The following is a 17,601-nucleotide window of genomic DNA, read 5'->3' as shown; positions in this document are numbered from 1 at the left end:
ATGATGCTTGCCCCAACATCGCGGTAACTGACGTCCCATGGATCCGTTGACGCAGGGCGCGTTGGGCGCCGCATTGCCGCAAGCGACATGGGCGAAGTCGCTCGGCAAGCACCGCTATCAGCTCGCCATTGCCGGGTTCATCGGCATGCTCGGCGGCATGGCCGCGGATCTGGATATCCTGATTGCGTCGGACAGCGATCCGCTGCTGTTTTTGACCTATCACCGGCAATTCACCCATTCCCTGATTTTCATTCCCATCGGCGGCCTGCTCGTGGCGCTGGTGCTGCACGGGCTTTTGCGCCGCCGCTGGCATCTGAGCTTCCGCCAGACCATGCTTTTCTGTTCGCTGGGGTACGCGACGCACGCGCTTCTGGATTGTGCGACATCGTACGGCACGATGCTGCTGTGGCCGTTCGTCGAAACCCGGTATTCGTGGAGCATCGTCTCCATCGTCGATCCGCTGTTCACGTTGCCGTTGCTGGCGTCCGTCGTCATGGCGGCGGTGCAGAGCGACCCGCGCCCGGCCCGCATCGGACTGGTCTGGGCGCTTTTGTATCTGGCGGCGGGGTGGGCGCAGCATCAGGACGCACGGGCAATGGCGGCGGCACTGGCGGTATCACGCGGTCACGCGCCGGTGCGCTTCGAGATAAAGCCGAGCTTCGGCAACATCGTTGTTTGGAAAAGTATCTATGAGGCGGACGGCAGGTTTTACGTCGATGCCTTGCGCGTGCGTCTGGCACCGCGTGTGTACGAAGGCACGTCGGTCGTCAAACTGGATGCCGGCCGGGATTTTCCCTGGCTCGATCCGGCGACGCAACAGGCACGCGACATCGCTCGCTTTAACCGGTTCAGCGACGGGTTTTCCGCGCCGGACCCGGCAACCCCGAACCGCATTGTCGATGTGCGTTATTCCTTCGTGCCGAACGAGATCAGCGCGCTTTTTTCTATCGAACTGGACCCGGCAGCGGCACCCGCCCAGCACGTCAAATACCGTACGCACCGCGAACAGGCGCGCGAACAGATCGGCCGGCTCTGGCGGCTGATCGCCGGGTGAGTGGGTTCAGCCTTCCGGTTGTCCTCAAAGCCGGCAATCTATATTAACTCATTGGGCTGCCGGGTATATTTCCAGTGGGTGCCACCAAGAAGAGTATGAGAGAGGGAGTGATGCAACAGGATACAGCTGTAGTCAGATTTCTGGCGCTTGCCTTTCTCATCTATTTGTTCCCAGTGCCGTCAAGTGCTGGCGAGAACAATTCCTGGTTGCCATATTTCGCCGTTAGTAAGAGTGAAGAGTTTGCCTGCAAGTACGATGGCGCACCCAACAAAACGGATATCCGCAAATGCCTTGTCTCGCAGACGACATCGATAGATGCGGAGATAGATGAACTCATCAAACAGTTATCCGCAGCATCAGAAAAATCTTTCAAAGAACTACCTTCTAGTGAGCCCTCAATCATTGGTAATCCGGCAAGCGCCTTGGTTCAATCCCAGGATGCTTGGCGCAAATTTCGTAAACTTAATTGCGGTCTGTATTACGATTTTTCATTCGGCGGTTCGATACGGAACAGATTTCATGCAGCATGTAACTTGCGAATAGCCAAGGAACGACGGTCTGAATTACAGGCAGCAGCGAAGCTATTTTAGCGTGACCTGCTCCATAGGTTCGGGTCGACCCGCGCTAACGGGCTTGTACTTGATGCGCCTGAAGTGAACAACGGGTGGTGTTTCGTTGATTATTCCTTATCAGGTGGGGGCTTTTTTGTGCCGATTTCTCGCGGTTGATAAAAAGGCCATAACGGCTCAAAGCAGGCCCATCTGTTGCTTGGAATATTATCTTTCAATTCGTCGTCGTATTCAGAGTCCATCAAATGGAATTGGTCGAAACCGTCCGATTCCTCCTTTTGAATTTTTTTGGCCCGGGAGGGGAACATGAATATGTCGGCCAACATGTTGAAGAAGTGTACGGTGACGGAAATGTCTAGAAGATAGTCGAGATAGGTTTTGATCTTCTTCATCGCAACGCTCTGCCATTGACGATTGTACATATTCGTCTGGGGATTTTCCGCCATAAATGAAGCAGGCGCAGAAATCGCACAACACGCGCAATGATTGTACTGGAAGCGATCGATCAGGGGAAGCAGTCCTATGGCATTTTGTGCCCCTTCCGCAGAGGGGGCCCCGCTTTCGCTTTCTCGACTCTCGGCCAAAACAGGCTTATATTTATATTTGCAACTTGATTCGCATGCTTTGTTTAAATGGAGTATCGAATATGGCTATTTGGAACAGCGTAGTGAGGTGACCTGCCATGAACGACATAGGGCTGTGGCTACCGGCCATAGTCTTTGTCGTCATTTTAGTCGCGCTGCTTTTTTGGGCCAGAAGCTTAATCACTCTGGCTACAGACAGTGGTAGGAAAGTCACTATGAGAACGAAGTTGCAGATATGGAAGACGCGGTTAAGTGTGTTCATATCTGTTGAGTAGAGTAAGGCAGTGTGACGTAGAGTAATGTAAAGTTTATTTGGAAAGCCCCGTCAATTTGGCGGGGCTTTCTTTATTCATTCTAGAAAATCGGTGATTTCTACAAAACCTAACGTGCCTTTCTGAGGAAGGTTGGAGTCTATACCTGCCATAGCGGGACACCGACACGCGCGGGGGTGGGCGTTTGCCGCCTCATCTTGAGGCGCGAACGTTAGAAAGCGTCTCGATAGATGAAGCCTCTGACATCAATTCGCCGTGAATCGGTCCAATTTCACCCCACCACTGGACACGGCCATAGTGCAGACACATTTGATGCATAGACGAAGTGCTATAGGTTATGCACATTAGTATACGGATTTTTGATATGAGGTTTAAGCGAACGATGAGACACGCCAGAGTGACGACCCGAGCCGCCGTTAAATCGGACGACACGTCCAAAACCGTCATCTGGGCGATGCGGCTGTTCGCCGTTCTGACGGCGCTGGCGATTGCTCTGCAGGCGTCGGGCGCATTTGCCAAGGGCGCGCCGGACAGTTTTTCCGGTCTGGCGAAAAAGCTTTTGCCGACAGTCGTCAATATCTCGACGACGCAGATGGTCGAAGGGCGCAACGGGTTCGATATACCGCAGTTGCCGCCGGGCTCGCCGTTCGAGGATTTCTTCAAAGACTTCTTCGAGCGCAATGGCCAGCCGCAGCGACCGCGCAAGGCGACGTCGCTGGGGTCCGGCTTCATCGTCGATGCCAAGGGCTTCGTCGTCACCAACAACCACGTTATTGATGGTGCGGATGAGATTACCGTGATCCTTCACGACGACACGCGGCTCAAGGCGGAACTGGTCGGGCGCGATTCGAAAACCGATATCGCGGTGCTCAAGGTCAATTACGACGGCGATCTGCCGGTCGCCGAACTGGGCGATTCGAATGCCAGCGAAGTCGGCGACTGGGTGATTGCCATCGGCAATCCCTTCGGCTTTGGCGGCACGCTCACGGCGGGGATCATCTCGGCGATTAACCGTAACCTCAATGCCGGCCCCTACGACAATTTCATGCAGACCGACGCCTCGATCAACCGCGGCAATTCGGGCGGGCCGATGTTCAATATGGGTGGTGAGGTGATCGGTATTAATACCGCGATTATCTCGCCGACCGGCGGCAGTGTCGGTATCGGCTTTGCCGTGCCGACCTCGACCGCCGCACCGGTGATCCGTCAGTTGATCAATAACGGCGAAGTGCGGCGCGGCTGGCTTGGCGTGCATATTCAGTCGGTAACGCCTGAAATCGCCGAAAGTCTGGGCCTCGATGGCCCCCGGGGCGCAATGGTCGCCAGTGTCCTCGATGACGGGCCGGCGGCATCGGTTGACATCAAGGCCGGCGATGTAGTGATTGAATTCGGCGGAGTCGCGGTGGCGGATGTGCACAGCTTGCCGAAGCTCGTCGCCGCCGTCGACCCTGGTACCACAGTCGAAATCGTGGTCTGGCGCGACGGCAAGAAAAAGACCTTCAAGGTCAAGGTCGGGGTGCTCAAGGATACGCCGGTCGAAGTCGCCGCTGTCGATACCAAGGATGTCGGTGCCGAAAGCACGGTCGACGGTCTGGGCTTCAAAGTCGCGGTGATCGACGACAACGCGCGCGAACGTTTCAAGCTTGGTGACACGGTGAAGGGTGTTGTTGTGACCGACGTCGATGCCGACGGGCCGGCCGCGGAAAAGGGGCTGCAGCCGGGCGATGTGATCATTCAGGTCAGTCAGTCGGATGTCAGCGAACCCGCCGACGTGACGCGCAAGGTCGATGAAGCCAAGGCGCAGGGCCGAAAGTCGGTGCTGCTGCGCGTCGGAAGCGCGCAGGGGCGGCGATTCATCGCGATCCGCATCGACAAGGGCTGATTTCCCCTAGATACCCTCTCCCTTGGGAGAGGGTGGGACCCGCGCGTCCGCGCGTGGGAGGGAGAGGGGCTTACCCGACGAATTCTTCCACCCGGTAGCCCTGCGCATACAGAAGCCCGCTCAGATCGGCATGATCGAGCCGTGCCGGTGCTTCGGTGAGGACGCTCGGTTTGCCTCGGTAGGCAACGCCGAGCCCGGCGCCTTTCAGCATCGGCAGGTCATTGGCGCCGTCGCCGACAGCGAGCGTCTCGGCAAGCGACAGGCCATGACTGGCGGCGCGCGCGATCAGAGTCTGCAACTTCACGTCCTTGTCGAGGATCGGTTCCGTTACCTGCCCGGTCAGTTTGCCGTCCTCGATGATCAGATCGTTCGACAGGTCTTCGTGAAAGCCGCAGCGCGCCGCGACCCTGGACGTGAAAAATTTGAAGCCGCCCGAGACCAGAACGCAGCGGGCATCGTGCGCCGCCATGGTACGGACCAGAGTCTCGGCGCCGGGCGAAAGTTCGATCTGGGCCCAGGCCTCGTCCAGTGCCCCGGCGGAAAGCCCCTTCAGCATACCGACCCGCTCTCTGAGCGCGGCCTTGAAATCCAGTTCTCCGTTCATGGCTCTGGCCGTGATCGCGGCGATCTTTTCCTTGAGCCCGACATGCGCCGCCAGATCGTCCAGCGTCTCCGACGTCACGATGGTGCTGTCCATGTCGGCCAGCAAAAGCGACTTGCGCCGGCTCAGCGTTTCCTGCGCGATGACGTCGACGGGACGCGCGGCAATGATGCTTCTGGCCGCCGCGTCGGCCTGGTCTTCGGCGATATGCTCGAAGCCGATATCGCAGGCAATCGCATCGCAAAGCCATACCGGTTGCGATGTTTCTGCACCGAGGGTGTTGAGGGCGGCGCGAACTTCGCCAACAATGCTCTCGCCAAGGGGGGTGTCCTCGGGTGCGATCAGGGTCACGACGGATTGCATACGGGCGGGCTCCGGGCGTTTAGAATTCTGCATGCGCGCTGCATGCTTACTGGGAGGCACAAATTGGACGATTTATCGCCCGTTGTCATCATCGCCGGACCGACGGCGAGCGGAAAAACCGATTTGGCCCTGAAGGCCGCCGAAAAGCTTAACGGCGAGGTGGTCAATGCGGACAGCATGCAGGTATATGCAGACTTGAGCATCCTCACCGCGCGCCCAGGGCCGGCCGAAATGCAGCGCGTACCGCACCATCTGTTCGGTTGCCTGAGCGTTGCGGAACGCTGCTCGGCCGGGCGCTGGCTCGAAATGGCGCAGACGGCGCTCGCGGATATCCATGCCCGCGGCCGCGTGCCGGTGGTTGCCGGCGGCACCGGTCTGTACCTGAAGGCGCTGACGGACGGGCTGGCGCCGGTCCCCGATGTGCCCTCTGAAATGGTTGCGCAGATGACCGCGCACCTCGACGACATCGGCGGTGAGGCGTTCCGCGCCGAGCTTGGCACCGTGGACCCCGAAGCCGCCGCCAGACTGCCTGCCAGCGACCGCCAGCGCCTGATCAGGGCCGCCGCGGTGTTCGCCGCCACGGGCCGTACGCTCAGCGACTGGCAGGGCGAACAGGCTGATGCGCCGGGCTATCCGGCACGCTATCTGACGATCGTCCTGATGCCGCCGCGAGACGAGATGTACGCCGCCATCGATGCCCGCTTCGACGCCATGCTGGCGGCAGGGGCGCTCGACGAGGTCAAGGCTTTCGCGGCCCTCGGTTTGGCGCCCGATCTGCCGGCCGCACGCGCCGTCGGTGTCGCCGAGCTGATGCGGGCCCTGAACGGCGAATGGGACCTGGAAACGGCTGTCACAAAGGCGAAGACGGCATCCCGCCATCTTGCGAAGCGGCAGATGACCTGGTTCAGGCGTCAGATTCGTACAGATTTGTGCGTTGAAGAGAAATATTCGGAAAGAGATGAAGAAAAAATCTTTTCATTTATTCGCAAGTTTTTATTGACCCCCGGGGCATGAGCCTCTAGGTTCCCCCCGCTCCTGCTGGGCTGGAGCTCTAACACAAGGTTCAGGACGGTCGGGGGCCGCGGTTGCCGACCGTCAATTATTGTTTGGTGTAACGCACAAGGAACGGTTCGATGAGCACGACAGAAATATCCGGAGCAGAGATTATCCTGAAGGCATTGGCCGATCAGGGTGTCGAAGTCATCTTCGGTTATCCGGGCGGTGCGGTCCTGCCGATCTATGACGCGATCTTCAACCAGAACCAGATCCGCCATATCCTTGTCCGTCAGGAAGGCGGCGCCGTGCATGCCGCCGAAGGCTATGCCCGTTCGACCGGCAAGGTCGGCGTCGTTCTGGTGACGTCGGGTCCCGGTGCGACCAATGCGGTAACCGGCCTGACCGATGCGCTGATGGACAGCATTCCCGTTGTCTGCCTGACCGGTCAGGTGCCGACGCATCTGATCGGCAACGACGCCTTTCAGGAATGCGACACCACCGGTATCACGCGCCCCTGCACCAAGCATAACTATCTGGTGAAGAACGTTGCCGATCTGTCGCATGTCATGCACGAGGCGTTTCACGTCGCGCGTTCCGGCCGTCCGGGCCCGGTCGTCATCGACCTGCCCAAGGATGTCTGCATGGCGAAGCAGGACTACACGCCGAAGGAAGAAATCTCGCTGGCCAAGTATCAGCCGCGCCTGAAACCCGAGTCCGACAAGATCGCCGAAGCGGTCGAACTGATCGCGTCGGCCAAGAAGCCGGTGTTCTATTGCGGCGGCGGCGTCATCAATTCCGGTCCGGAAGCTTCCAGGCTGCTGACCGAATTCGTGCGCATGACCAATTATCCGTGCACCCTGACACTGATGGGGCTGGGGGCTTATCCGTCGTCGGACAAGCAGTTCCTCGGCATGCTCGGCATGCACGGCACTTACGAAGCCAACATGTCGATGCACGACTGCGACGTCATGATCTGCGTCGGCGCGCGGTTCGACGACCGCATCACCGGGCGTCTGGATGCGTTCTCGCCGAATTCAAAGAAAATCCACATCGACATCGACCCCAGCTCGATCAACAAGAACGTCAAGGTCGATATCCCGATCGTCGGCGATGTCGCGCACGTCCTCAAGGAATTGATCGCCGGGTGGAAAGCCAAGAAGCATCACCCCGATCTCGCCGCGCTCGACAAGTGGTGGGCGCAGATCGCCGACTGGCGCGCCGTCGAATCGCTGAAATTCAAGCAGTCCGGCGACATCATCAAGCCGCAGTACGTGTTGCAGACACTCAATGATCTGACGCGCGACAGGGACACCTACATCACCACCGAAGTCGGGCAGCACCAAATGTGGGCAGCGCAGTATCTCAGCTTCGAAGAGCCGAACCGCTGGATGACGTCGGGCGGCCTCGGCACCATGGGCTATGGCCTGCCGGCCGCCATGGGCGTGCAGATCGCGCATCCGGAAAGCCTGGTCGTGGATATCTCCGGCGAGGCGTCGTTCCTGATGAACATGCAGGAGCTTTCCACCATCGCGCAGTACCGTCTGCCGGTGAAGTGCCTGATCCTCAATAACTTCTATATGGGCATGGTGCGTCAGTGGCAGGAGCTGCTGCACGGCGGGCGCTATGCGGAAAGCTACATGGATAGCCTGCCGGATTTCGTCAAACTGGCCGACACCTTCGGTATGAAGGGGTTGCGTACGACCAAACCCGGTGAGGTCGAGGACCTGTTGAAGGAAATGATCGAAACCGACGGACCGGTGATCGCCGACGTGCAGATCGATCCGACGGAAAACTGCTTCCCGATGATTCCGTCGGGCGCGGCGCACAATGAAATGCTTCTGGGCCCGGACGACAAGGCCGAGAAACCGATTTCGGAAGAGGGGATGGTCCTCGTCTAAAGCCGGCGTGGAAAACCATCACCTCAATTCAAGGACCAGAAGCATGAGCATCGACAAAAAGATCAACTTTCACACCATCTCCGTTCTCGTCGACAACGAGCCGGGCGTTTTGGCGCGCGTCATCGGCCTGTTTTCCGGCCGTGGCTACAACATCGAAAGCCTGACCGTCGCCTTGGTGGATATCGAAAAAAGCCTGTCGCGGATCACCATCGTCACCTCCGGTACGGAAATGATTATCGAGCAGATCAAGGCGCAGTTGGGCCGCTTGGTGCCTGTGCACCGGGTTTCCGACTTGACCCTCGACGGCCCGCATGTGGACCGCGAGCTGGCGCTGGTCAAGGTGGTCGGGTCCGGTGACAAACGCGTCGAAAGCTTGCGTATCGCCGATATCTTCCGTGCCCGCGTGGTCGACAGCACGAACGAGAGTTTCGTCTTCGAAATCGTCGGCGACACCGGCAAATTGAACGCTTTTATCGATCTGATGCGGCCGTTGGGGCTTGCGGATATTTCACGTACCGGCGTCGCCGCCATTGCCCGCGGGACCGAGGGGCTGTAAAACCCCCCCAGCAAATTCAGCGACACCGGATTTAATTCAAGAACACCCAGATCTCAGGGGAGAGAAAAATGCGAGTTTATTACGACCGTGATGCGGATGTGAATCTGATCAAAGGCAAGAAAGTGGCCGTTGTCGGCTACGGCAGCCAGGGCCATGCCCATGCCCTCAACCTCCGCGACAGCGGCGTCAAGGAAGTGGCCGTCGCGCTCCGCGAAGGTTCCTCCAGCGCCAAGAAGGCGGAAAACGAAGGCCTCAAGGTGCTCAGCCCGGCCGACGCAGCCGCCTGGGCCGATGTCGTCATGGTGCTGACGCCGGACGAAGGTCAGGCCGCACTGTACCGCGATCACCTGGCCGCCAACCTCAAGGAAGGTGCGGCGCTGGCGTTCGCGCACGGTCTCAACATCCACTTCCAGCTGATCGAAGCGCGTCCCGACCTCGACGTCTTCATGATCGCGCCGAAGGGCCCGGGCCACACGGTGCGCTCCGAATACCAGCGCGGCGCCGGTGTGCCGTGCCTGGTCGCGGTCAACCAGGACGCCACGGGCAATGCCCTCGAAGTCGCGCTCAGCTACGCCTCGGCCATCGGCGGCGGCCGCTCCGGCATCATCGAGACGACCTTCAAGGAAGAGTGCGAAACCGACCTGTTCGGCGAACAGGCGGTGCTGTGCGGCGGTCTGTCGCATCTCATCATGGCCGGTTACGAAACGCTGGTCGAAGCCGGTTACGCGCCGGAAATGGCCTATTTCGAGTGCTGCCACGAAGTGAAGCTGATCGTCGATCTGATCTATGAAGGCGGCATCGCCAACATGCGTTACTCGGTGTCGAACACGGCGGAATACGGCGATTACGTCTCCGGCCCGCGCGTCATCACCGACGACACCAAGAAAGCCATGAAGGACATCCTGACGGACATCCAGACCGGCCGCTTCGTGCGTGACTTCATGTCCGAGAACATGACCGGTCAGGCCAGCTTCAAGGCGTCCCGCCGCATCGCCGCCGAACACGGCGTCGAAGTGGTCGGCGAAAAGCTCCGCGCCATGATGCCGTGGATCGCCGAGAACCAGCTCGTCGACAAGACCAAGAACTGACGCCGCAGGCGTCATCCCGGCGCAGGCCGGGATCTCGACGATCAGGCTATCGTCGTCCCCATCCTTCGAGACGCCCCGGACAGTGTCCGGGGCTCCTCAGGATGAGGCGAAATGAATAAAACCCTCATCCTGAGGAGCGCGCAGCGCGTCTCGAAGGAGAGGGCGGATCAAACAAAAACGGCCCCGGGCAACCGGGGCCGTTTATTCTGCTTGCCCGTCACCCTGCACTTCCTTCCGAGACATGAATCAGCGGAAACGTACCTCCATCCCCCAATCCCGCCTTTTTTCTTGCGTTTTCGGGCGTTAAGCTTATGGAAACCCAATTCTGAGACTGTCCGGGGACGGAACTGTTCCGGTTTCGGACGAATGAGAGGTGTGTCATGGCACAAGTGACGGACAAAGACCGCGTTATCATCTTCGACACCACGCTGCGCGACGGCGAGCAGTCGCCGGGCTGCTCGATGAATCTCGAGGAAAAGCTGCGCATTGCCGAGGTTCTGGCGGGCATGGGCGTCGACGTTATCGAGGCCGGTTTCCCGATCGCCTCCGCAGGCGACTTCGAGGCCGTCAACGAGATTGCCAAGACCGTCAAGGGCGCCACCATCTGCGGGTTGTCACGCGCCACCAAGGGCGACATCGACCGCGCCGCCGAAGCCCTGAAACCAGCCGAGCGCAAGCGAATCCACACCTTCCTGTCGACCTCGCCGTTGCACATGAAATACAAGCTGCAGATGGAGCCCGATGACGTGCATCAGGCGGTCATCGACAGCGTCAAGCATGCGCGCACGCACACCGACGATGTCGAATGGTCGCCGGAAGACGGGTCCCGCACGGAGCACGATTTCCTGTGCCGCTGCGTCGAAAGCGCGATTGCGGCGGGCGCCGGGACCATCAACATCCCCGATACCGTTGGCTATGCGGTGCCGGACGAGTTCGCGGCGCTGATCGAGATGCTGATGAACCGTGTGCCGAACATCGACAAGGCGATCATTTCCGTGCACTGCCACAATGACCTGGGGCTCGGCGTCGCCAATTCGCTGGCCGCCGTCAACGCCGGCGCACGCCAGATCGAATGCACCATCAACGGCATCGGCGAGCGTGCCGGGAACGCGTCGATGGAAGAAATCGTCATGGCGATCCGCACCCGCGCCGATGTTTTGCCGTACACCACCAATATCAAGACCGAACACATCATGAAGGCGTCGCGGCTGCTGTCGTCGATCACCGGCTTCCAGGTGCAGCCCAACAAGGCCATCGTCGGCGCCAATGCCTTCGCGCACGAAAGCGGCATCCACCAGGACGGCGTGCTGAAAAACGCCGAAACCTATGAAATCATGACCCCCGAATCGGTCGGCCTGACCAAGTCGAACATCGTGCTGGGCAAGCATTCCGGCCGCCACGCGTTCAAGGACAAGGTCAAGGACCTCGGCTACGATCTGGGCGACAACGCGCTGCAGACCGCATTCAAGCGCTTCAAGGATCTGGCCGATCTCAAGAAAGAGATATTCGACGAGGATATCATCGCCCTGATCGACGATCAGGGGGTCGGTGTCGTCGACGAGATCTCGCTGGTCTCGCTCGAGGTCAACTGCGGCACCGTGCACAACCCGCCGAAAGCGTCGATGACGCTGAACGTGCAGGGCGAGGAGAAATCCTGCGACGCCACCGGCGACGGCCCGGTCGACGCGGCCTTCAACTGCATCAAGGAGTTGTTCCCGCACGAAGCGCGCCTGCAGCTTTACCAGGTTCATGCTGTGACCCAGGGCACAGACGCGCAGGCCGAGGTCTCTGTACGACTTGAAGAAGACGGCCGTACCGTCAACGGCATGGCCGCCGATACGGATACCCTGGTGGCAAGTTGCCGCGCTTATATTATGGCTTTGAACAAACTATTGGTAAAAAGACAAAAAACCGCGCCGGAAGCGCTTTCGGCCTAGTAATTCCGCCCCTCGCTTTCTATAAGTGCGGGGGGTCGGTAACGGTGAACCTTAAGGCTGTATTGGATTTTTGAGCCTATGCTTTCGAGACTTTTCGGATTTCTCTCCGCCGATATGGCGATCGATCTGGGGACGGCGAACACGCTGGTCTATGTAAAGGGCCGGGGGATCGTGCTGAACGAGCCTTCCGTTGTGGCCATCGCCGAGGTCAAGGGCAAGAAACAGGTCCTCGCCGTCGGTGAGGAAGCGAAGCAGATGCTGGGCCGAACGCCCGGCAATATTCGCGCCATTCGGCCGCTGCGCGACGGGGTCATCGCCGACTTCGAAGTCGCCGAGGAAATGATCAAGTATTTCATCCGCAAGGTGCACAATCGCCGCACCTTCGCCAGCCCGCTGGTCGTGGTCTGTGTGCCGTCCGGATCGACCGCGGTCGAACGCCGCGCCATTCAGGAATCGGCCGAGAGCGCGGGCGCGCGCAAGGTCTATCTGATCGAGGAACCGATGGCCGCCGCGATCGGCGCCGGTCTGCCGGTGACCGAGCCCACGGGCTCGATGGTCGTCGATATCGGCGGCGGCACGACCGAGGTCGCGGTGCTCTCGCTGGGCGGCATCGTCTATTCCAGATCCGTGCGCGTCGGCGGCGACAAGATGGACGAAGCCATCATCGCCTATATCCGCCGCAATCATAACCTGCTTGTCGGTGAAGGCTCGGCCGCGCGCATCAAGGAAGAGATCGGTTCCGCCTGTCCGCCCGACGACGGCGACGGCCGGACCATGGAAATCAAGGGCCGCGATCTGATGAACGGGGTGCCGAAGGAACTGGTCATCTCGGAACGGCAGATCGCCGAAAGCCTTGCCGAGCCGGTCGGCGCCATTATCGAGGCTGTCAAGGTCGCACTCGAACATACGGCGCCGGAACTGGCCGCCGACATCGTCGACAAGGGGATCGTGCTGACCGGCGGCGGGGCGCTGCTGGGCAACATCGATTTCGTTTTGCGTCATTCGACCGGCCTGCCGGTATCGATTGCCGATGATCCGTTGAGCTGCGTGGTGCTGGGCACCGGCCGCGCGCTTGAGGAAATGAAGCGTCTGAAAGACGTGCTGACCACCATGTACTGAACCGTCCGGCGAAAGCTGGAGCGGCGTCATGTAACGGTCAGGTTTTTGTCGTTTACTGTGGCCGGATGAGCTTCGCGGTTCGGCCGCGAAACCTGGGCATCAACGCGAAGACTGGGTGATACGGTTTGAACGACCGCGAACGTTCCATCAGCCGCATTGCCGCGCCGGTCAAAACCTTTGCGCAACGATTTGCGTATATCGGCCTGATCGTCACCGCGGCAGCGCTCATGCTTGTCGGAAAAATGGAGCCGGCAGCCTTTGAGCGCGCGCGCGCGCAGGTGACGGACGCGGTTGCCCCCATCCTCGATTTCGTTTCACGGCCGCTGGATGCGATTCACGACATGGTCGGTGAGGGCAAGACCCTGCTGGCGCTGCGCGAGGAAAACGCCCGTCTGCGCGCCGGACACGACCGGCTTTTGCAGTGGCAGGCGATCGCCCGCAAGCTGGAAGCCGAGAACAAGGCCTTGCGCGAGCTTTTGAACTTCGTCCCGGCACCCGGCACGAAAACCATTTCCGCAAGGGTCATCGGCGATTCCGGCGGCGCCTTTGCCCGCACCATGATCCTCAACGCCGGTTCGCGCGACGGTGTGCGCAAGGGCCAGGCGGTAATCACCGGCGCCGGTCTGGTCGGCCGCGTTCAGGAAGTCGGCCTGCGTTCGTCCCGGTTGCTTCTGCTGTCGGATCTGAACTCGCGCATTCCCATCGTCATTGAAAGCTCGCGCGTGCGCGGCGTCGTCGCCGGGACCAACGGCGAAACGCTGCGCCTTGTGCATCTGCCGCCGGACGTCGTAGCGACGCCAGGTGACCGGATCGTGACCTCCGGCCACGGCGGCGCCTTGCCGCAGGGACTGCCGGTCGGCATCGTCAGCGTCGCCGGTGAAAGCGGGATCGAGGTCGAGCCGTTCGTCGACCCGGCCAGGCTCGAGATCGTGCACGTCCTGGATTACGGCCTCGACGGGATTATCGAGTTCAAGTCCGGCCGCGCCGACAAAGGGGCCAGGTAACGCGATGAAACCGTCATTCTGGCACCGTGTCGACCGCTTTGCCCGTGATCTGACCCCCTTTGCGCTGACGTTCGTTTTGCTGGTGATAGGCGCGATCCCGTTTCATATCCCGGGCTTTGCGCAGGTGGCGCCGATGCTGCCGTTGATCGGTATTTATTTCTGGGCCGTGTACCGGCCGGACCTGATGCCGGCGGCAGCCGTGTTCCTGATCGGTATTATCCACGATTTTCTGTCCGGCCTGCCGGTCGGCGTCAGTGCGCTGATCTTTTTACTCGTTCTGGGCGCGGCGCTGGCGCAGCGGTCTTTCTTTTCCGGCAAGTCATTCGTCATCGTGTGGATCGGCTTTGTCTTCGTTGCCGCCGGTGCCTTGGCGCTGGAATGGCTGTTGCTGTCGATCGTGACCGGCGAACTGATCCAGGCGCGCTCGGCGATTTACCAGTTCGGTCTGACCGTCGCCGTGTTCCCGGTGTTGTCGTGGATGTTCACACGATGGCAGCAGGCTTTCCTGCAGACGTCATAGGATGAATAGGGGATAAACAGGGGTGAACAGGGATCCCGACCGCCAGAAGATTTTTACCCGCCGCGCCGCGATGCTGGCCGGCGGGAAGGCGGTATTGCTGACGGCGCTTGCCGGGCGGCTGTATTACCTGCAGGTGGTCGAAGCCGACCGCTATGCGACGCTGGCCGATGAAAACCGTATCAACCTGCGTCTTCTGGCGCCGCCGCGCGGGCGCATCATCGACCGCTTCGGGCGCCCGCTGGCGGAAAACCAGCAGAACTACCGCTTGCAACTCGTCCCCGAGGACGTCAAGGGCAGCGAGATCGACGAAGTCCTGACGCATGTGCAGAAGATCGTCACGCTGAGCGAAGGCGACAAACGCAGAATCGTGCGCGAGGTACGGCGCAACCGCGCCTTTGTGCCGGTGACGCTGAAGGAAAACCTGAGCTGGACGGAAGTGGCGAAGATCGAAATCAACGCCCCCGACCTGCCCGGTCTGATGATCGACGTCGGGCGCAGCCGGCGTTACCCCTATGGTGCCGAGGCGGCGCACGTACTGGGCTATGTGGCGTCCGTTTCCGAAAAAGACCTGGACGAGGATCCGCTGCTGAAACTGCCCGGTTTTCGTGTCGGGCGCGCCGGCATCGAAAAGGTGCACGATCTGGAGCTGCGCGGCACCGGCGGCAGCTCCGAGGTTGAGGTCAATGCCTTCGGCCGGATGATCCGTGAACTCAGCCGCCGCGAGGGCCAGCCCGGTGCCGAGGTCATGCTGACCCTCGATATGGGCTTGCAGGAATACATCGCCAAAAGGCTGGGCCAGGAAAGTGCGTCGGTCGTGGTCATGGATGTGCGTAACGGCGACGTGCTGGCGATGGTCTCGAACCCGAGCTACGATTCCAACGACTTCAACCGCGGCCTGAGTTCCGCCGAATGGCAGCAACTGGTCAATAACGAACGCTCGCCGCTGATCAACAAATCCATCGCCGGCGTCTATTCGCCGGGGTCGACCTTCAAGATGATGGTGCTGCTGGCAGCACTGGAAAAGGGCGTGATCTCGCCCGATCACAAGATCCACTGTTCCGGCGAGTACGAACTGGGCGATGCCAAGTTCCACTGCTGGAAACGGCACGGGCACGGTTTCGTCGATGCCCAGGAAGCGATAACCGAAAGCTGCGATGTGTATTTCTATGAGGTCGCCAAGCGTACGGGTATCGACCGTATCGCGGCAACGGCGCGCAAGTTCGGTCTGGATACGCCGTCGGGCATCGACCTGCCGGGCGAACAGGGCGGCCTGATCCCGACCCGGGACTGGAAACGCGCAACGCGCGACGAACCGTGGCATCAGGGCGAGACGGTGATTGCCGGGATCGGGCAGGGCTTCGTTCTGCTGACGCCGCTGCAGATGGCGCTGATGACGGCACGCCTTGCCAACGGCGGGCGGGCGATTACGCCGCGGCTGACGCGGGCCATCGGCGGTACGCCCGAGTACCAGAAGTCGGCGGCGGATATTCCGTCGCTGAATATCCCGCCGGGACACCTTGAGATTGTCACCAAGGCCATGGACAGGGTCGTCAATCATCCGACCGGGACTGCCAGACGGTCGCAAACGGGGATCGAGGAATTTCCCATGGCCGGGAAGACCGGCACCGTGCAGGTGCGGCGCATTTCCAAGCTGGAACGCGAGCAGGGCGTGCGCAAGAACGACGATCTGCCCTGGAAATACCGCGATCACGCGCTGTTCGTCGGCTTTGCGCCCGTCGACAACCCGCGCTATGCGATATCCGTTGTCGTCGAACACGGGGGCGGCGGCTCGTCAACGGCGGCGCCGATTGCCCGTGACGTGCTGATCGAAGCCTATAACCGCCGGTCCGCCGGTCCCGGCATCGCAATCGCCGCCGCGCCCGCCGCACAGGCGCACCCTGTAGGCGACGCTGCCCACAGCGAAGAAACCGCCGCGCCGGCGAAAGTCGTCGCCCGCACGGACGGGGGGACATGATGCGATCCGGCCTTTCGACACCCGAACTGACGTTGGGACGCAAGCTGATTTCCATCAACTGGCTGTTGGTGTTGCTGATCGGCATGGTCGCCGGGGTCGGTTTCGCCATGCTGTATTCTGCCGCCGACGGCTCGATGCAGCCCTGGGCGGAACGCCAGATGCTGCGGTTCGGCGTCGCCTTGACGGTGATGATCGTGATCGCGACCATCAATATCCGTATCTGGCTCCGCTATGCATACATGCTGTATTTCCTGGCGCTGGCACTGCTGGTCGGGGTCGAGGTTGCGGGGCATGTCGGCATGGGTGCGCAACGCTGGATTTCGTTGGGGTTCGTGAATATCCAGCCGTCCGAACTGATGAAGATTTTTCTGGTGCTGGCGCTGGCACGCTATTTCAACGCCGGTGCGATCGAGGATATCGGGTCGATCCCTCGGCTGATTGTGCCGATCGCCCTGATTGCCGCTCCGGCGGCGCTGATCTTGCGCCAGCCCGATCTGGGCACGGCGATCATGGTGGCGATGACGGGCGGTGCTGTGATGTTCCTGGCCGGGGTGCGGCTATGGAAATTTGCCGTAATCGGGGTATCCGGGCTGGCGGCGGCGCCGATCGCCTGGCAGTTCCTGCATGAATACCAGAAGAAGCGGGTGCTGACGTTTCTCAACCCCGAGACAGATCCGCTCGGTGCCGGCTATCATATCATTCAGTCGAAAATCGCGCTCGGGTCGGGCGGGCTGACGGGCAAAGGCTTCATGCTCGGCCCGCAGAGCCACCTGCATTTTCTGCCGGAAATGCAGACCGACTTCATTTTCACCATGCTGGCAGAGGAAATGGGCCTTGTCGGCGGACTCGCCCTGATCGTGCTGTATGCGCTGATCATTACATACGGCATCATCATTTCGGTGAAATCGCGTAACCAGTTCGGTCGCCTCGTGGCTGGTGGAATCACGACCACGTTCTTCCTTTATGTGTTCATCAATATCGCCATGGTAACCGGGCTGATTCCGGTGGTCGGCGTGCCGCTGCCGCTGGTCAGCTACGGCGGCACGGTGATGCTGACGCTGATGATCGGCTTCGGGCTGGTGATCGGTGTCGGCGTGCACAAGGACGTGCCGGTCGGCCGCCGCGGCGAGGCGGAAGGGTTGTAAGACCCGGGCCCCGGAGCCAGCGCGAGTTTCCTTGCGGC

The 17,601-nt window shown here is 60.5% G+C and carries 15 protein-coding genes; 13 read left to right on the top strand and 2 right to left on the bottom strand.

The features are described from left to right. Positions 1 to 37 precede the first annotated feature (37 nt). Together L2D14_16160 and L2D14_16155 are read left to right on the top strand one after the other, a co-directional pair. Positions 38 to 1,054, top strand: coding sequence for a metal-dependent hydrolase (locus L2D14_16160; GenBank protein WNJ99391.1), 1,017 nt, complete (start codon positions 38 to 40; stop codon positions 1,052 to 1,054). 110 nt (positions 1,055 to 1,164) lie between these two features. Continuing rightward, complete coding sequence (locus L2D14_16155; GenBank protein WNJ99390.1) at positions 1,165 to 1,644, top strand: lysozyme inhibitor LprI family protein; 480 nt, start codon at positions 1,165 to 1,167, stop codon at positions 1,642 to 1,644. Positions 1,645 to 1,733: 89 nt separating this feature from the next. Here L2D14_16155 and L2D14_16150 read toward each other — a convergent pair whose 3' ends face one another. Continuing rightward, positions 1,734 to 2,207, bottom strand: a complete 474-nt coding sequence (locus L2D14_16150) for a hypothetical protein (GenBank protein ID WNJ99389.1) — start codon at positions 2,205 to 2,207, stop codon at positions 1,734 to 1,736. Positions 2,208 to 2,861: 654 nt separating this feature from the next. Between L2D14_16150 and L2D14_16145 the strand changes: the two genes are divergently transcribed. After that, entirely contained in the window at positions 2,862 to 4,361 is a 1,500-nt protein-coding gene (locus L2D14_16145) for a Do family serine endopeptidase (protein WNJ99388.1), read from the top strand. Between the two features lie 70 nt (positions 4,362 to 4,431). On the opposite strand, the gene serB is transcribed toward L2D14_16145, so the two are convergent. Then, entirely contained in the window at positions 4,432 to 5,325 is an 894-nt protein-coding gene (serB, locus tag L2D14_16140; protein WNJ99387.1) for a phosphoserine phosphatase SerB, read from the bottom strand. A gap of 63 nt (positions 5,326 to 5,388) precedes the next feature. Here serB and miaA point away from each other — a divergent pair, with 63 nt between their 5' ends. The 10 genes from miaA to rodA all read left to right on the top strand — a co-directional run bounded on the left by miaA (position 5,389) and on the right by rodA (position 17,563). Then, positions 5,389 to 6,339: a tRNA (adenosine(37)-N6)-dimethylallyltransferase MiaA gene (miaA, locus tag L2D14_16135; protein WNJ99386.1), complete on the top strand. Its 951-nt coding sequence runs from the start codon at positions 5,389 to 5,391 to the stop codon at positions 6,337 to 6,339. A gap of 119 nt (positions 6,340 to 6,458) precedes the next feature. Continuing rightward, complete coding sequence (locus L2D14_16130) at positions 6,459 to 8,219, top strand: acetolactate synthase 3 large subunit (GenBank protein ID WNJ99385.1); 1,761 nt, start codon at positions 6,459 to 6,461, stop codon at positions 8,217 to 8,219. Between the two features lie 43 nt (positions 8,220 to 8,262). Next, positions 8,263 to 8,775 (top strand): acetolactate synthase small subunit, encoded by a 513-nt coding sequence (gene ilvN / locus L2D14_16125; GenBank protein WNJ99384.1) that lies wholly within the window; start codon positions 8,263 to 8,265, stop codon positions 8,773 to 8,775. A gap of 68 nt (positions 8,776 to 8,843) precedes the next feature. Beyond that, a complete protein-coding gene (ilvC, locus tag L2D14_16120) occupies positions 8,844 to 9,863 on the top strand; it encodes a ketol-acid reductoisomerase (protein ID WNJ99383.1) in 1,020 nt (339 codons plus the stop codon). 380 nt (positions 9,864 to 10,243) lie between these two features. Then, positions 10,244 to 11,800 (top strand): 2-isopropylmalate synthase, encoded by a 1,557-nt coding sequence (locus L2D14_16115; protein ID WNJ99382.1) that lies wholly within the window; start codon positions 10,244 to 10,246, stop codon positions 11,798 to 11,800. Positions 11,801 to 11,878: 78 nt separating this feature from the next. After that, the gene (locus tag L2D14_16110; protein ID WNJ99381.1) at positions 11,879 to 12,919 is read left to right on the top strand and encodes a rod shape-determining protein; all 1,041 of its coding nucleotides are present in this window, start codon (positions 11,879 to 11,881) and stop codon (positions 12,917 to 12,919) included. A 125-nt stretch (positions 12,920 to 13,044) separates the two neighbouring features. Next, the gene (gene mreC / locus L2D14_16105) at positions 13,045 to 13,923 is read left to right on the top strand and encodes a rod shape-determining protein MreC (GenBank protein WNJ99380.1); all 879 of its coding nucleotides are present in this window, start codon (positions 13,045 to 13,047) and stop codon (positions 13,921 to 13,923) included. 4 nt (positions 13,924 to 13,927) lie between these two features. Further along, on the top strand, positions 13,928 to 14,443 hold the full coding sequence (gene mreD / locus L2D14_16100; protein WNJ99379.1) for a rod shape-determining protein MreD: 516 nt from the start codon (positions 13,928 to 13,930) through the stop codon (positions 14,441 to 14,443). Positions 14,444 to 14,465: 22 nt separating this feature from the next. Continuing rightward, positions 14,466 to 16,418 carry a penicillin-binding protein 2 gene (gene mrdA, locus L2D14_16095; GenBank protein ID WNJ99378.1) on the top strand — a complete coding sequence of 651 codons (1,953 nt, stop codon included), beginning with the start codon at positions 14,466 to 14,468 and terminating at the stop codon, positions 16,416 to 16,418. After that, complete coding sequence (rodA, locus tag L2D14_16090; GenBank protein ID WNJ99377.1) at positions 16,415 to 17,563, top strand: rod shape-determining protein RodA; 1,149 nt, start codon at positions 16,415 to 16,417, stop codon at positions 17,561 to 17,563. The genes mrdA and rodA overlap by 4 nt, the downstream gene beginning before the upstream one ends. Positions 17,564 to 17,601: the final 38 nt, after the last annotated feature.

The organism is Thalassospiraceae bacterium LMO-JJ14, assembly GCA_021555105.2.
GTDB lineage: Bacteria > Pseudomonadota > Alphaproteobacteria > Rhodospirillales > Casp-alpha2 > UBA4479.
This window is presented reverse-complemented; position numbering and strand designations above follow the sequence as displayed.

Excerpts from the sequence above, each read along its gene's own strand:
- L2D14_16160 (WNJ99391.1), top strand. The coding sequence starts at position 38 with ATGGATCCGTTGACGCAGGGCGCGTTGGGCGCCGCATTGCCGCAAGCG.
- L2D14_16155 (WNJ99390.1), top strand. The coding sequence starts at position 1,165 with ATGCAACAGGATACAGCTGTAGTCAGATTTCTGGCGCTTGCCTTTCTC.
- L2D14_16145 (WNJ99388.1), top strand. The coding sequence starts at position 2,862 with ATGAGACACGCCAGAGTGACGACCCGAGCCGCCGTTAAATCGGACGAC.
- serB (WNJ99387.1), bottom strand. The coding sequence starts at position 5,325 with ATGCAATCCGTCGTGACCCTGATCGCACCCGAGGACACCCCCCTTGGC.
- L2D14_16130 (WNJ99385.1), top strand. The coding sequence starts at position 6,459 with ATGAGCACGACAGAAATATCCGGAGCAGAGATTATCCTGAAGGCATTG.
- ilvN (WNJ99384.1), top strand. The coding sequence starts at position 8,263 with ATGAGCATCGACAAAAAGATCAACTTTCACACCATCTCCGTTCTCGTC.
- ilvC (WNJ99383.1), top strand. The coding sequence starts at position 8,844 with ATGCGAGTTTATTACGACCGTGATGCGGATGTGAATCTGATCAAAGGC.
- L2D14_16115 (WNJ99382.1), top strand. The coding sequence starts at position 10,244 with ATGGCACAAGTGACGGACAAAGACCGCGTTATCATCTTCGACACCACG.
- L2D14_16110 (WNJ99381.1), top strand. The coding sequence starts at position 11,879 with ATGCTTTCGAGACTTTTCGGATTTCTCTCCGCCGATATGGCGATCGAT.
- mreD (WNJ99379.1), top strand. The coding sequence starts at position 13,928 with ATGAAACCGTCATTCTGGCACCGTGTCGACCGCTTTGCCCGTGATCTG.
- rodA (WNJ99377.1), top strand. The coding sequence starts at position 16,415 with ATGATGCGATCCGGCCTTTCGACACCCGAACTGACGTTGGGACGCAAG.